This is a genomic window from Mesorhizobium sp. WSM4821, assembly GCF_055901555.1.
The window spans coordinates 4,686,365-4,698,471 of the sequence record NZ_CM148371.1; the positions used below are offsets into that span (position 1 = coordinate 4,686,365).

The 12,107-nt window shown below is 62.1% G+C and carries 23 protein-coding genes; all 23 read right to left on the reverse strand.

Annotation, left to right across the window (positions count from 1 at the left end; translation table 11 throughout):
• Window positions 1–153: 153 nt before the first annotated feature.
• The 23 genes from AC0NID_RS22715 to rpsJ all read right to left on the reverse strand — a co-directional run bounded on the left by AC0NID_RS22715 (window position 154) and on the right by rpsJ (window position 12,072).
• Window positions 154–774, reverse strand: a complete 621-nt coding sequence (locus AC0NID_RS22715; protein WP_473457176.1) for an adenylate kinase — start codon at window positions 772–774, stop codon at window positions 154–156.
• Window positions 771–2,111 carry a preprotein translocase subunit SecY gene (gene secY / locus AC0NID_RS22720; RefSeq protein ID WP_145716561.1) on the reverse strand — a complete coding sequence of 447 codons (1,341 nt, stop codon included), beginning with the start codon at window positions 2,109–2,111 and terminating at the stop codon, window positions 771–773. The genes AC0NID_RS22715 and secY overlap by 4 nt, the downstream gene beginning before the upstream one ends.
• Before the next feature lie 191 nt (window positions 2,112–2,302).
• Window positions 2,303–2,776 (reverse strand): 50S ribosomal protein L15, encoded by a 474-nt coding sequence (gene rplO / locus AC0NID_RS22725; protein WP_292168296.1) that lies wholly within the window; start codon window positions 2,774–2,776, stop codon window positions 2,303–2,305.
• A 22-nt stretch (window positions 2,777–2,798) separates the two neighbouring features.
• The gene (rpmD, locus tag AC0NID_RS22730) at window positions 2,799–2,996 is read right to left on the reverse strand and encodes a 50S ribosomal protein L30 (protein ID WP_095807477.1); all 198 of its coding nucleotides are present in this window, start codon (window positions 2,994–2,996) and stop codon (window positions 2,799–2,801) included.
• 24 nt (window positions 2,997–3,020) lie between these two features.
• Entirely contained in the window at window positions 3,021–3,584 is a 564-nt protein-coding gene (gene rpsE, locus AC0NID_RS22735; protein ID WP_126042420.1) for a 30S ribosomal protein S5, read from the reverse strand.
• A gap of 75 nt (window positions 3,585–3,659) precedes the next feature.
• Window positions 3,660–4,019 (reverse strand): 50S ribosomal protein L18, encoded by a 360-nt coding sequence (gene rplR, locus AC0NID_RS22740; protein ID WP_126042423.1) that lies wholly within the window; start codon window positions 4,017–4,019, stop codon window positions 3,660–3,662.
• A gap of 85 nt (window positions 4,020–4,104) precedes the next feature.
• Window positions 4,105–4,638, reverse strand: a complete 534-nt coding sequence (gene rplF, locus AC0NID_RS22745; RefSeq protein ID WP_473457175.1) for a 50S ribosomal protein L6 — start codon at window positions 4,636–4,638, stop codon at window positions 4,105–4,107.
• Between the two features lie 105 nt (window positions 4,639–4,743).
• A complete protein-coding gene (gene rpsH / locus AC0NID_RS22750) occupies window positions 4,744–5,142 on the reverse strand; it encodes a 30S ribosomal protein S8 (RefSeq protein WP_126042427.1) in 399 nt (132 codons plus the stop codon).
• Window positions 5,143–5,154: 12 nt separating this feature from the next.
• Complete coding sequence (gene rpsN / locus AC0NID_RS22755; protein WP_127851861.1) at window positions 5,155–5,460, reverse strand: 30S ribosomal protein S14; 306 nt, start codon at window positions 5,458–5,460, stop codon at window positions 5,155–5,157.
• Between the two features lie 26 nt (window positions 5,461–5,486).
• Window positions 5,487–6,065, reverse strand: coding sequence for a 50S ribosomal protein L5 (rplE, locus tag AC0NID_RS22760; protein ID WP_145716565.1), 579 nt, complete (start codon window positions 6,063–6,065; stop codon window positions 5,487–5,489).
• Window positions 6,058–6,372 (reverse strand): 50S ribosomal protein L24, encoded by a 315-nt coding sequence (gene rplX / locus AC0NID_RS22765; protein ID WP_013531428.1) that lies wholly within the window; start codon window positions 6,370–6,372, stop codon window positions 6,058–6,060. Before rplX ends, rplE begins: the two co-directional genes overlap by 8 nt.
• Before the next feature lie 12 nt (window positions 6,373–6,384).
• Window positions 6,385–6,753: a 50S ribosomal protein L14 gene (rplN, locus tag AC0NID_RS22770; RefSeq protein ID WP_006205457.1), complete on the reverse strand. Its 369-nt coding sequence runs from the start codon at window positions 6,751–6,753 to the stop codon at window positions 6,385–6,387.
• A gap of 82 nt (window positions 6,754–6,835) precedes the next feature.
• The gene (gene rpsQ, locus AC0NID_RS22775; protein WP_023799288.1) at window positions 6,836–7,075 is read right to left on the reverse strand and encodes a 30S ribosomal protein S17; all 240 of its coding nucleotides are present in this window, start codon (window positions 7,073–7,075) and stop codon (window positions 6,836–6,838) included.
• An 11-nt stretch (window positions 7,076–7,086) separates the two neighbouring features.
• Complete coding sequence (rpmC, locus tag AC0NID_RS22780) at window positions 7,087–7,287, reverse strand: 50S ribosomal protein L29 (RefSeq protein ID WP_006205459.1); 201 nt, start codon at window positions 7,285–7,287, stop codon at window positions 7,087–7,089.
• Between the two features lie 13 nt (window positions 7,288–7,300).
• Entirely contained in the window at window positions 7,301–7,714 is a 414-nt protein-coding gene (rplP, locus tag AC0NID_RS22785; RefSeq protein WP_023799290.1) for a 50S ribosomal protein L16, read from the reverse strand.
• 27 nt (window positions 7,715–7,741) lie between these two features.
• Complete coding sequence (rpsC, locus tag AC0NID_RS22790; RefSeq protein WP_126042435.1) at window positions 7,742–8,467, reverse strand: 30S ribosomal protein S3; 726 nt, start codon at window positions 8,465–8,467, stop codon at window positions 7,742–7,744.
• The gene (gene rplV, locus AC0NID_RS22795; RefSeq protein WP_006205462.1) at window positions 8,467–8,856 is read right to left on the reverse strand and encodes a 50S ribosomal protein L22; all 390 of its coding nucleotides are present in this window, start codon (window positions 8,854–8,856) and stop codon (window positions 8,467–8,469) included. Before rplV ends, rpsC begins: the two co-directional genes overlap by 1 nt.
• Window positions 8,857–8,858: 2 nt before the next feature.
• Window positions 8,859–9,137, reverse strand: coding sequence for a 30S ribosomal protein S19 (gene rpsS / locus AC0NID_RS22800; RefSeq protein ID WP_006205463.1), 279 nt, complete (start codon window positions 9,135–9,137; stop codon window positions 8,859–8,861).
• A gap of 16 nt (window positions 9,138–9,153) precedes the next feature.
• Window positions 9,154–9,987: a 50S ribosomal protein L2 gene (rplB, locus tag AC0NID_RS22805; protein WP_095488566.1), complete on the reverse strand. Its 834-nt coding sequence runs from the start codon at window positions 9,985–9,987 to the stop codon at window positions 9,154–9,156.
• Window positions 9,988–10,009: 22 nt separating this feature from the next.
• On the reverse strand, window positions 10,010–10,303 hold the full coding sequence (locus AC0NID_RS22810) for a 50S ribosomal protein L23 (protein ID WP_006205465.1): 294 nt from the start codon (window positions 10,301–10,303) through the stop codon (window positions 10,010–10,012).
• Window positions 10,300–10,920 (reverse strand): 50S ribosomal protein L4, encoded by a 621-nt coding sequence (gene rplD, locus AC0NID_RS22815; protein WP_473457171.1) that lies wholly within the window; start codon window positions 10,918–10,920, stop codon window positions 10,300–10,302. The genes AC0NID_RS22810 and rplD overlap by 4 nt, the downstream gene beginning before the upstream one ends.
• Window positions 10,920–11,669: a 50S ribosomal protein L3 gene (gene rplC, locus AC0NID_RS22820; protein WP_473457169.1), complete on the reverse strand. Its 750-nt coding sequence runs from the start codon at window positions 11,667–11,669 to the stop codon at window positions 10,920–10,922. Before rplC ends, rplD begins: the two co-directional genes overlap by 1 nt.
• A 94-nt stretch (window positions 11,670–11,763) precedes the next feature.
• Window positions 11,764–12,072: a 30S ribosomal protein S10 gene (gene rpsJ, locus AC0NID_RS22825; RefSeq protein ID WP_006205468.1), complete on the reverse strand. Its 309-nt coding sequence runs from the start codon at window positions 12,070–12,072 to the stop codon at window positions 11,764–11,766.
• Between the last annotated feature and the right edge of the window lie 35 nt (window positions 12,073–12,107).

Genomic DNA, 12,107 nt, shown 5'->3' on the forward strand with positions numbered 1-12,107 from the left:
CTATCAAAGTTGCCCCGCGTCCGGTGGAGGCCGGCCCTTGCGGGAGTTTCCGTTCAAAGCGGCTGCCTTGCCCTTGCGGGCAAGCAAACCTCATGCCTGATAGGAAGACGGGCCGCCATACCTCAGCGAACCGCTCCAGTCAAGCGCAATCGTCTATTTTCCGTACGCAGACCCTTGGGCCGCCCCTTGGGTCGCGGCCGTGAGCACCATTTCGATCTGTTGCGTCACCGCATCGATGTCGGCCATGCCGTCGACACCCCTCAGCTTGCCCTTGGCATAATAGTAGCCGATCAGCGGCGACGTCTTTTTGTAGTACTCCCTCAGGCGCTCTTCGAACACCGCCGGGTTGTCGTCCTTGCGCACCGGCAGACCCGCGGCCTTGGTCTCTTCGGCGCGCTTGACGATTCGACCAACCAGAGCCTTGTCGTCGACGACAAGTTCGATGACGGCGTCGAGGTTGAGGCCGCGATCCGCGAGCATCGATTCAACCGCATCCGCTTGCACCAGGGTTCGCGGGTATCCGTCAAGGATGAAACCCTTTGCGCAATCGGGCTGATCGATACGCTCGGCCACGATGGCGTTGACGATTTCGTCGGAGACCAGTTCACCGGCGTCCATCACCGCCTTGGCGCGCATGCCGACTTCGGTGCCGGCCTGGACGGCGGCCCGCAGCATATCGCCCGTGGAGAGTTGGGGTATGCCGTGTTTTTCTACCAGTCTTTGTGCTTGCGTCCCCTTGCCCGCCCCTGGCGGCCCAAGCAATATCAACCTCATCTGGCCTTCTTCCCCCCGCGCAACTTCGACTTCTTGATCAGGCCCTCATACTGGTGCGCGATCAGGTGACCCTGAATCTGCGCCACCGTATCGAGCGTTACACTGACCACGATCAGAAGCGATGTGCCACCGAGGTAGAACGGTACGCCAGTCGCTGAAATCAGGAATTCGGGCAGCAGACACACCAGCACCAGATAGATGGCGCCGACGACGGTGATGCGGGTGAGGACATAGTCGATGTAATCGGCGGTGCGCTCGCCCGGACGGTAGCCCGGAATGAAACCGGAATGCTTCTTGAGCTGGTCGGCGGTGTCCTTCGGGTTGAAGACGATCGCCGTGTAGAAGAACGCGAAAAACACGATCATCGCCGCGTAGAACGCCATGTACAGAGGCTGGCCGTGGCCGAGTGCCGCCAGGACGGTGCTGGCCCAGGCAGGCATGTTGGTCGTCTGCGAGAAGCCGGCGACCGTCGCTGGCAGCAACAGCAGCGAAGAGGCGAAGATCGGCGGAATGACGCCAGCCGTGTTGAGCTTGAGCGGCAGATGCGACGTGTCGCCCTGGAACATGCGGTTGCCGACCTGGCGCTTCGGATACTGGATCAGCAAGCGACGCTGGGCGCGCTCGAAGAACACGATCAGCGCGATGACGACAACGGCGAGAACGATGATCGCCAGGATCAAGCCGGTCGACAGCGCGCCGGTGCGGCCAAGTTCCAGCGTACCGGAGATGGCTTGCGGCAGGCCGGCGACGATGCCGGAAAAGATGATCAGCGAAATGCCGTTGCCGATGCCGCGAGCGGTGATCTGCTCGCCGAGCCACATCAGGAACATGGTGCCGCCGACCAGCGTGATGACGGTCGAGATGCGGAAGAACATGCCGGGATCGCTGACGATGCCGTTGCCGCCTTCCAGTCCGACCGAGATGCCGTAAGCCTGGACCAGCGCCAAAAGCACGGTGCCGTAGCGCGTGTACTGGTTGATGACCTTGCGGCCCTGCTCGCCTTCCTTCTTCAGCGCTTCCAGGGACGGGATGACCGACGTCATCAGCTGCATGATAATGGAGGCGGAGATATAGGGCATGATGCCGAGGGCAAAGATCGCCATGCGCTCCACGGCGCCGCCGGCGAACATGTTGAACATGCCAAGCACGCCCTTGCTCTGCGACGAGAAGGCCTGGGCGAAAGCGTCGGGATTGATGCCGGGCAGCGGGATATAGGTGCCGAGGCGATAGACGAGCAGCGCGCCGATGGTGAACCAGATGCGCTTCTTCAGATCCTCCGCCTTGGCGAAGGCCGAGAAATTCAGATTCGAAGCTAGTTGTTCAGCAGCCGAAGCCATGCCTGATTCTCCGCTTGGTCACGCTCGATGGCCCGCAGCTCAGGCGGCGCGTGTCACCGAAGCTCACGAGATAAGCTCCGGACTGCAAACATGCAAGCGGCCGCGTTGACGCGGCCGCCATATTGGTCGGATCAAAGCGCGATCGAAAGCGAAACGGTTCCCACTTTTGCCGACCGCGCTTCAAATCGACGTTACTCGGCGGCTGCCTTTTCCGGCAGCTTCACCGAACCGCCGGCCTTTTCGATCTTCTCGATGGCAGCCTTGGAGGCGCCGGCCACGTCGAAGGCGAGCTTCGACTTGATGTCGCCGTCGGAGAGGATGCGCACGCCGTCCTTGACGCGGCGGATGACGCCGGCCGCAACCAGCGCTTCGGCCGTCACTGTCGTCTTGGCGTCGAGCTTCTTGGCGTCGAGCGCGGCCTGGATGCGGGCCAGCGACACAACGGTAAAGCTCTTGGCGAAGATGTTGTTGAAGCCACGCTTCGGCAGGCGCCGGTAGAGCGGCATCTGGCCGCCCTCGAAGCCGTTGACGGCGACGCCGGAGCGCGCCTTCTGGCCCTTGACGCCGCGACCGGCGGTCTTGCCCGAGCCGGAACCGATGCCGCGGCCGAGACGCTTCTTGGAATGCGTCGCGCCGTCCTTGTCACGCAGATCGTTGAGTTTCATCTGGGTTCTCCTGCGCTCTGGTTCAGCCCTCGTCCACGACGCGGACGAGATGCTGGACGGCAGCGATCATGCCGCGCACGGAGGGCGTATCCTCCAGCGTGCGCTGCTTGTGCATCTTGTTGAGGCCGAGGCCGACCAGCGTCGCGCGCTGCTCCTTCGGCCGGCGGATCGGCGAACCGATCTGCTTGACGGTGATGGTCTTGGTTGCTTTCTTGGCCATGGTCAAAATCCCTGGTCAGATCGACTATTCTTCGGCCGCGACGGCGGTGCCGCGGCGGGCCTGAAGGGTCGAGTACTTGATGCCGCGCGCGGCAGCCACATCCTTGGGATGCATCTGGCTCTTCAACGCGTCGAAGGTGGCGCGAACCATGTTGTACGGGTTCGACGAACCCATCGACTTGGCGACCACGTCATGCATGCCGAGCGTCTCGAAGACGGCGCGCATCGGGCCGCCGGCGATGATGCCCGTACCCTGCTTGGCGGCGCGCAGCAGAACGCGTCCGGCGCCCCAGCGTCCCTCGACGTCGTGGTGCAGCGTTCGGCCCGAACGCAGCGGCACGAAGATCATGTCGCGCTTGGCCGATTCGGTCGCCTTGCGGATAGCCTCAGGCACTTCGCGCGCCTTGCCGTGACCAAAGCCGACGCGGCCCTTCTGGTCGCCGACAACGACGAGTGCTGCAAAGCCGAAGCGCCGGCCGCCCTTGACGACCTTGGCGACGCGGTTGATGTGGACGAGCTTGTCGACAATGCCGTCGTCGCGCTCTTCGCGATCACGGCCGCGGCCGCCATCCCTACGTTCCTGTGCCATATCCTGTTCCTTGTTTTTTTCCGGAAGCACGGTTGATGATGATATCCGGCACCTCTGCGGGTTGCCGGGGCGGAATTAGAAGCTCAGACCGCCTTCACGGGCAGCCTCGGCCAGCGCCTTGACGCGGCCGTGATAGATGTACGGTCCGCGGTCGAATACGACTTCCTTGACGCCGGCCTTCGAGGCGCGCTCGGCAATCAGCTTGCCGATTGCCACGGCGGCGGCAGTGTCGGCACCGGTCTTGAGCGAACCCTTGAGGTCCTTCTCCAGCGTCGAGGCGGCAGCGATGGTGTGGCCCTTGGCGTCGTCGATGAGCTGGACGTAGATGTTCTTCGACGTGCGGTGGACCGACAGGCGTGGACGCTCGCCCGCGACCTTCTTGATCTGGCGGCGGACGCGCTGAGCGCGGCGTTGTGTGGATTCTTTCGAGCCCATGATATCAGTTCCTTGCCTTCAAAAAACGGGGGCAACCCTGTGCGGTAGGACAAGCCTCCCGCGACCGCTCCCCGCGGCGTTGAAATTACTTCTTCTTGCCTTCCTTGCGGACGATCTTCTCGCCGGCGTAGCGGACGCCTTTGCCCTTGTACGGCTCGGGACTGCGATATTCGCGGATCTCGGCGGCAACCTGGCCGACCTTCTGCTTGTCGATGCCGGTCACGGTGATTTCCGTCGGCTTCGGCACGGTGATCGTGATGTCCTGCGGCGTTTCGTAGACGACATCATGGCTGAAGCCGAGCGCCAGCTGCAGGTTCTTGCCCTGCATGGCGGCGCGATAGCCGACGCCGGTGATCTCGAGCTTCTTTTCGAAACCGTCCTTGACGCCTTGCAGGATGTTGACGATCTGCGTGCGCGACATGCCCCATTTGGAGCGGGCGGTCTTGCTCTGGTCGCGCGGCTGGACAGCAATCTCGCTGCCTTCCATCTTGACCAGCACTTCGTCGTTCACCACGAACTTCAGCTCACCCTTGGGGCCCTTCGCCGTCACGGTCTGGCCGTCGACGTTCGCGGTCACGCCCTGCGGCAGCGAAACGGGTTTCTTTCCAATACGAGACATTGTTGTCTCCTCTTTCCTTAACTGCTGTGAATGGTGAAATGGTGAATAGCGCAATCAAGTCTCGTGCAGTCTCACCATTCACTATTCACCATTGACCATTCACCCTTAGAATATCTGGCAGAGGATTTCCCCGCCGACATTCTGTTCACGTGCTTCGTGGTCGGCCATCACGCCCTTCGGCGTCGAAAGAATGGCGATGCCGAGGCCGTTGGCGACGTGCGGGATCGACTTGGCCGAAACATACACGCGGCGGCCCGGCTTCGAGACACGGGCAATTTCGCGCACGACCGGCGCACCGTCGAAATATTTCAGCTCGATTTCGATTTCGGACTTGCCGTTGTCGAAGTCGGTCTGGCTGTAGTCGCGGATATAGCCTTCCGCCTTCAGCACGTCGAGGACGCGAGCACGCAGGCGCGAGGCCGGCGTGGAAACGCTCGACTTCTTGCGGCCATAGGCGTTGCGGATGCGCGTCAGCATATCGCCGAGAGGATCGCTCAATGACATGTTATGTCCTCCTTACCAGCTCGACTTGACCAGGCCCGGGATCTGGCCGTTGTTGCCGAGATCACGAAGCGCGATGCGCGATACTTTGAGCTTGCGATAGTAGGCACGCGGACGTCCCGTGACTTCGCAGCGGTTGCGGATGCGGATCTTGGCCGAGTTGCGCGGCAGCGCCGCAAGCTTCAACTGGGCGCGGAAACGCTCTTCCATCGGCTTGGACTGATCCATGATGATCGCCTTGAGGGCCTTACGCTTGGCAGCGTATTGGTCCGCAAGCTTGCGGCGCCTGTTGTTCTTCTCGACTGAGCTGGTCTTTGCCATTTCAGATTTTCCTTTTCTCGCTGCCGTTACTGGCGGAAGGGGAAGTTGAAGGCCTTGAGCAATGCCCTGGCTTCGTCGTCCGTCTTCGCAGTCGTACAAACGATGACGTCCATGCCCCAGATCTGATCAACCTTGTCGTAGTTGATCTCCGGAAACACGATGTGTTCCTTGATGCCCATGGCATAGTTGCCACGGCCATCGAAGCTCTTCGGATTGAGCCCGCGGAAGTCGCGGACGCGCGGCAGCGCGATGTTCACGAGACGGTCGAGGAACTCGTACATGCGTTCCTTGCGCAGCGTGACCTTGGCGCCGATCGGCATCTTTTCGCGGACCTTGAAGCCGGCGATCGAGTTGCGGGCGCGGGTGACGACGGCCTTCTGGCCGGCGATCAGTGCAAGATCTTCAGCGGCGATCGAAGGCTTCTTCGAATCGCCGGTCGCCTCGCCGACACCCATGTTCAGCACGATCTTGTCGATGCGCGGAACCTGCATCTCGTTCTCGTAGCCGAACTGCTCCTGCAGCGCCTTGCGGATGGTCTCGTTGTAGACCTGCTTGAGGCGCGGCGTGTTCTGGGCAGTGGCCTGCTTGGTTTGAGCCTTAGCCATTGATGACTTCTCCCGAGCGCTTGGCGACGCGCACCTTCTTGCCGTCCTTCTGGAAAATGAAACCGACGCGGGTCGGCTTGCCATCCTTGGGGTCGGCCAGCGCGATGTTCGACAGCTGGATCGGCGCTTCCTTGGTGATGATCCCGCCCTCTTGGGACTGGGACTGCTTCTGGTGACGGCGGATCATGTTGACGCCGCGCACCAGCGCGGTGTCTTCCTTCGGCTGTACCGAGAGGACTTCGCCCGAACGGCCCTTGTCCTTGCCGGCCAGCACGACGACCTTGTCGCCTTTTCTAATCTTTTGCATTGGTCCGGCTCCTTACAGCACTTCAGGCGCGAGCGAGATGATCTTCATGTGGTTCTTGGCGCGGAGTTCGCGCGGAACCGGTCCGAAGATACGCGTGCCGATCGGCTCTTTCTTGTTGTCGACGAGAACGGCCGCGTTCTTGTCGAAACGGATCACGCTGCCGTCCGGGCGGCGGATGTCCTTGGCCGTGCGAACCACGACCGCCTTCATCACATCGCCCTTCTTGACGCGGCCGCGCGGGATGGCTTCCTTGATCGACACCACGATGATGTCGCCCACGGAAGCGTATTTCCGCTTCGAGCCGCCCAGCACCTTGATGCACATGACACGACGGGCGCCGGAATTATCCGCGACGTCGAGGTTTGTTTGCATCTGAATCATGACTGGCCGCCTTCTTCTCTTCTAACGGGATGGGTTGATCACCCTCCCCCGGTCTGTCCAAAATTCGTTTCGATTGCCCAGATCAGGCCTGGTCCGAAGACACAACGGTCCAGCGCTTGTCCTTGGAAATCGGCTTCGATTCCTGGATGAACACCTGATCGCCGACCTTGTGGGCGTTGTTCTCGTCGTGCGCCTTGTACTTCTTGGTCATGCGCACGGTCTTCTTCATCACGGGATGCGTGAAGCGCCGTTCGACCTTGACGACAACCGTCTTCTCGTTCTTGTCGCTGACGACGGTGCCCTGCAGAATGCGCTTTGGCATGGTTTTCGTCCTTAAGCCTTCTTGGCCGCGGACTTTTCCGCAGCGATGGTCTTGATACGCGCAATGTCCTTGCGGACCTGCCTCACGCGCGCGGTCTTCTCGAGCTGGCCGGTGGCCTTCTGGAAGCGCAGGTTGAACTGCTCCTTCTTCAGGCTGGCCAGGTCGTCGGTCAGCTGGTCCTGGGTCTTGGTTCGGATGTCTTCGGCTTTCATGATCAGCCCGTCCTTATTCTGCGATGCGCTGTACGAAGCGCGTCCTGACCGAGAGCTTGGCCGCACCGAGACGCAGCGCCTCACGGGCGGTTTCCTCATTGACGCCGTCGATCTCGAACATGATACGGCCCGGCTTCACCCGCGCCGCCCAGTAATCGACCGCGCCCTTGCCCTTGCCCATGCGGACTTCGGTCGGCTTCGACGTGACCGGCACATCCGGGAAAATACGGATCCAAACGCGGCCGGCGCGCTTCATTTCGCGGGTGATCGCGCGGCGGGCCGCCTCGATCTCGCGCGCGGTGACGCGGTTCGGCTCAAGCGCCTTCAGCCCGAAACCGCCGAAATCCAGATTGGTGCCGCCCTTGGCGGCACCATGGATACGACCCTTGAACTGCTTGCGGAACTTTGTGCGCTTTGGCTGCAGCATCGTTCTAACTCCAAATTCTCAACTGTCTCAGGCGTTTTCGCGACGGCGACCGCGTTCGCGCTCACCACCACCGCCATGCGCATGATCGCCCTCGGAAGCGCGGCGCTCCGAAGCCATCGGGTCGTGCTCGAGGATTTCGCCCTTGAACACCCAGACCTTGACGCCGCAGATGCCGTAGGCGGTGTGCGCTTCGGCCGTGCCGTAGTCGACGTCGGCGCGCAGCGTATGCAGCGGCACGCGACCTTCGCGGTACCATTCCATGCGCGCGATCTCAGCACCGCCGAGACGGCCGGCGCAGTTGATGCGGATGCCTTCGGCGCCGAGGCGCATGGCCGACTGCACGGCGCGCTTCATGGCGCGGCGAAACGCGATGCGGCGCTCGAGCTGCTGGGCGATCGACTGTGCGACCAGTGTCGCGTCGATCTCGGGCTTGCGCACCTCGACGATGTTCAAATGCGTCTCGGACTTCGTCATCTCCATCAGCTTCCTGCGAAGCTTCTCGATGTCGGCGCCCTTCTTGCCGATGATCAGGCCCGGGCGCGCCGCATGGATGGTGACGCGGCACTTCTTGTGCGGACGCTCGATCACGACCTTCGAAATCGCAGCCTGCTTGAGTTCCTTCTCAAGATACTTGCGGATCTTGATGTCCTCGTGCAGCAGCTTGCCGTACTCGCCGGTGTTCGCGAACCAGCGCGAATCCCAGGTGCGGTTGATACCGAGACGCAGACCGATCGGATTGATTTTCTGGCCCATTATGCGGCCTCCCCTTTTTCTTCGACTTCACGAACGACGATCGTGAGGTGCGAGAACGGTTTCTCGATACGGCTGGCGCGACCACGGCCACGGGCATGAAACCGCTTCATGACGATCGACTTGCCGACATAGGCTTCCGCCACGATCAGCGCATCGACGTCGAGGTCGTGGTTGTTTTCCGCGTTGGCAATCGCCGATTCCAGCGTCTTCTTGACCGTGCCGGAAATCCGCTTGGCCGAGAATTCGAGATCGGAAAGCGCTGTCGCGACCTTCTTGCCGCGGATCAGCGCAGCAACCAGGTTCAGCTTCTGCGGGCTGATACGGATCGTGCGCAACACGGCGCGCGCTTCGTTGTCAGCAAGCCTGCGCGGAGCTTTGGCCTTGCCCATGATTATTTCCTCTTCGCCTTCTTATCCGCGCCGTGACCGTAATAGGTCCGGGTCGGAGCGAATTCACCGAACTTGTGACCGACCATGTCCTCGTTCACCGATACGGGAACATGCTTCTGGCCGTTGTAGACACCGAAGGTGAAGCCGACGAACTGCGGCAGGATGGTGGAGCGACGGCTCCACATCTTGATCACCTCATTGCGACCACCTTCACGAACCTTGTCCACCTTCTTGAGAAGGTAGCCGTCGATGAAGGGGCCTTTCCAAATCGAACGAGTCACTTGGCGTTACCTCTTCTTAGCTCTTGCGCTGATGGCGCGAGCGCAGGATGAACTTGTCGGTCGCCTTGTTGGACCGCGTCTTCTTGCCCTTGGTCGGCTTACCCCAGGGCGAAACCGGATGGCGGCCACCGGAGGTGCGGCCTTCGCCGCCGCCATGCGGATGGTCGACCGGGTTCATGGTCACGCCGCGGTTGTGCGGACGCTTGCCCCGCCACACCGTGCGGCCTGCCTTGCCGTCGTTGATATTGCCGTGGTCCGGGTTGGACACGGCACCGACGGTGGCCATGCAGGAGCCGTGTACGACACGCTGCTCGCCCGAGTTCAGGCGCAGGATCGCCATGCCCTGGTCACGGCCGACGAGCTGGGCGTAGCCGCCAGCCGAACGGGCAACCTGGGCGCCCTTGCCCGGCTTCAGCTCGATGTTGTGGACGATCGTGCCGACCGGCATCGAGGCCAGCGGCATCGCATTGCCCGGCTTCACGTCGACCGCTTCGCCGGCCACGATCTTGTCGCCGGCAGCAAGGCGCTGCGGGGCGATGATGTAGGACAGCTCGCCGTCGTCATACTTGATCAACGCGATGAAGGCGCTGCGGTTCGGATCGTATTCGATACGCTCGACCGTGCCGACGACGTCGAACTTGCGGCGCTTGAAGTCGATGATGCGGTACGTACGCTTGTGACCGCCGCCGATGAAGCGGGCGGTGATGCGACCGTAATTGTTGCGGCCGCCCGACTTGGTCAGGCCTTCGGTCAGGCCCTTGACGGGCTTGCCCTTGTAGAGGCCCGAGCGATCGACGATGACCAGCTGGCGGGTGCTCGGCGTAATCGGGTTGAATTTTTTCAGTGCCATTGTTCTGTCCTCGCGGTCTTGCTCAGAGACCCGTCGCGACGTCGATCGACTGGCCGTCGGCCAGCGTCACAACCGCCTTCTTGACGTCGCTCTGGCGGCCGATCGTGCCGCGGAAGCGCTTGATCTTGCCCTTGCGGACAAGCGTGTTCACGGCCATCACCTTGACGCCGAACAGCGCTTCGACGGCAGCCTTGATTTCCGGCTTCGACGCCTTCTTGGCGACGTTGAAGACGACCTGGTTCTGCTCGGAAGCCATGGTCGACTTTTCGGTGATCGCCGGCGAGACGATCACGTCGTAGTGACGAAGGTCGGTCATTTGAAGCGCTCCTCGAGAGCCTCGACGGCGGCCTTCGAAAGGACCAGCGTGCCGCGGCGCAGAATGTCGTAGACGTTGATGCCCTGGATGGGCAGCACGTCGATGTTCGGGATGTTCGTCGCCGCCAGCTTGAAGTTCTTGTCAAGCTCGGCGCCGCCGATCACCAAGGCGTTGGACAGGCCCAGCGTCGCGAAATTCGCGATCAGCGCCTTGGTCTTGGCCTCGGTCAGCTTCAGCTCGTCGATGATGATGATCGACGCGCTCTTGGCCTTGGCCGAAAGGGCATGCTTGAGACCGAGCGCGCGCACCTTCTTCGGCAGGTCGTGCTCGTGGCTGCGGACGACCGGTCCGTGGGCCTTGCCGCCGCCGCGGAACTGCGGAGCGCGTGCCGAATGGTGGCGGGCGCGGCCCGTACCCTTCTGCTTGTACATCTTGGCGCCGGTGCGGGCGATCTCGGCGCGGCCCTTGGTCTTGTGCGTGCCCTGCTGCTTCTTGGCAAGCTGCCAGCGCACCACGCGCTGCAGGATGTCTTCGCGCGGATCAAGGCCGAAAATCTCCTCGGAGAGTTTCACCTTGCCGGCGTCCTTGCCGCCCAGCGTTGTGATCTTGAGGTCCATTATTCCGCTCCCTCTGTGGCCGGGGCATCGTTCACTATGGCCGGGGCATCGTTCTTGGCGCTGTCATTGGTCGCGATGGCGCGGATTGCGGCAGGCTTCGGTGCATTTGCCGGCAGCGCAACCTTGGCGGCGTCGCGGACCAGGATCCAGGCACCCTTCGAACCCGGAACCGCGCCGCGGATCAGGATCAGACCGCGATCGGCGTCGGTCGAGACGACCTCGACATTCTGCGTGGTGACGCGGGTGTCACCCATGTGGCCAGCCATATGCTTGCCCTTGAACACCTTGCCTGGGTCCTGGCGCTGGCCGGTCGAGCCGTGCGTACGGTGCGAGACCGAGTTGCCGTGGGTCGCGCGGCCACCGCCCATATTGTGCCGCTTGATGACGCCCTGGAAACCCTTGCCGATCGTTGTTCCCGTCACATCGACCTTCTGGCCGGCGACGAAATGCTCGACGGTGATCTCGGCGCCCACATCGATCATGTTGTCAGCGGAGACGCGGAATTCGGCAACCTTGGCCTTCGGCTCGACGGAGGCGGTCGCGAAATGGCCGCGCATCGCCTTCGACGTGTTCTTCACCTTGGCAAGGCCAACGCCGAGCTGGACGGCGGTATAGCCGTTCTTCTCCTGCGTGCGCTGCGCCACGACCTGGCAGTTCTCCATCTGGAGAACAGTGACGGGAACATGTTCCCCGGCATCGTTGTAGATGCGGGTCATTCCCACCTTCTTTGCAATCACACCTGAACGCATCGGTTCAATTCCTTTAGAGTTCCCTGTCGGGGCTGCCGCCCCTCCACGCCTCTTGTTTCTTCAGAGTTCCGGGTCGCCCCGCACTTCTGGTTCCTTAGAGCTTGATCTCGACGTCGACACCGGCGGCAAGATCGAGCTTCATCAACGCGTCGACCGTCTGGGGGGTCGGGTCGACGATATCGAGCAGACGCTTGTGCGTGCGCATCTCGAACTGCTCGCGGCTCTTCTTGTCGACGTGAGGCGACCGGTTGACCGTGAACTTTTCGATCCGCGTCGGCAGCGGAATGGGGCCGCGGACGTTGGCGCCGGTGCGCTTGGCCGTCGACACGATTTCCCGCGTCGAGGCGTCAAGCACCCGGTGATCAAACGCCTTCAGGCGGATGCGGATATTCTGTCCGTTCATGCGTCACTTCCTTGTTCTGGCGCGGCGCGGGCAGC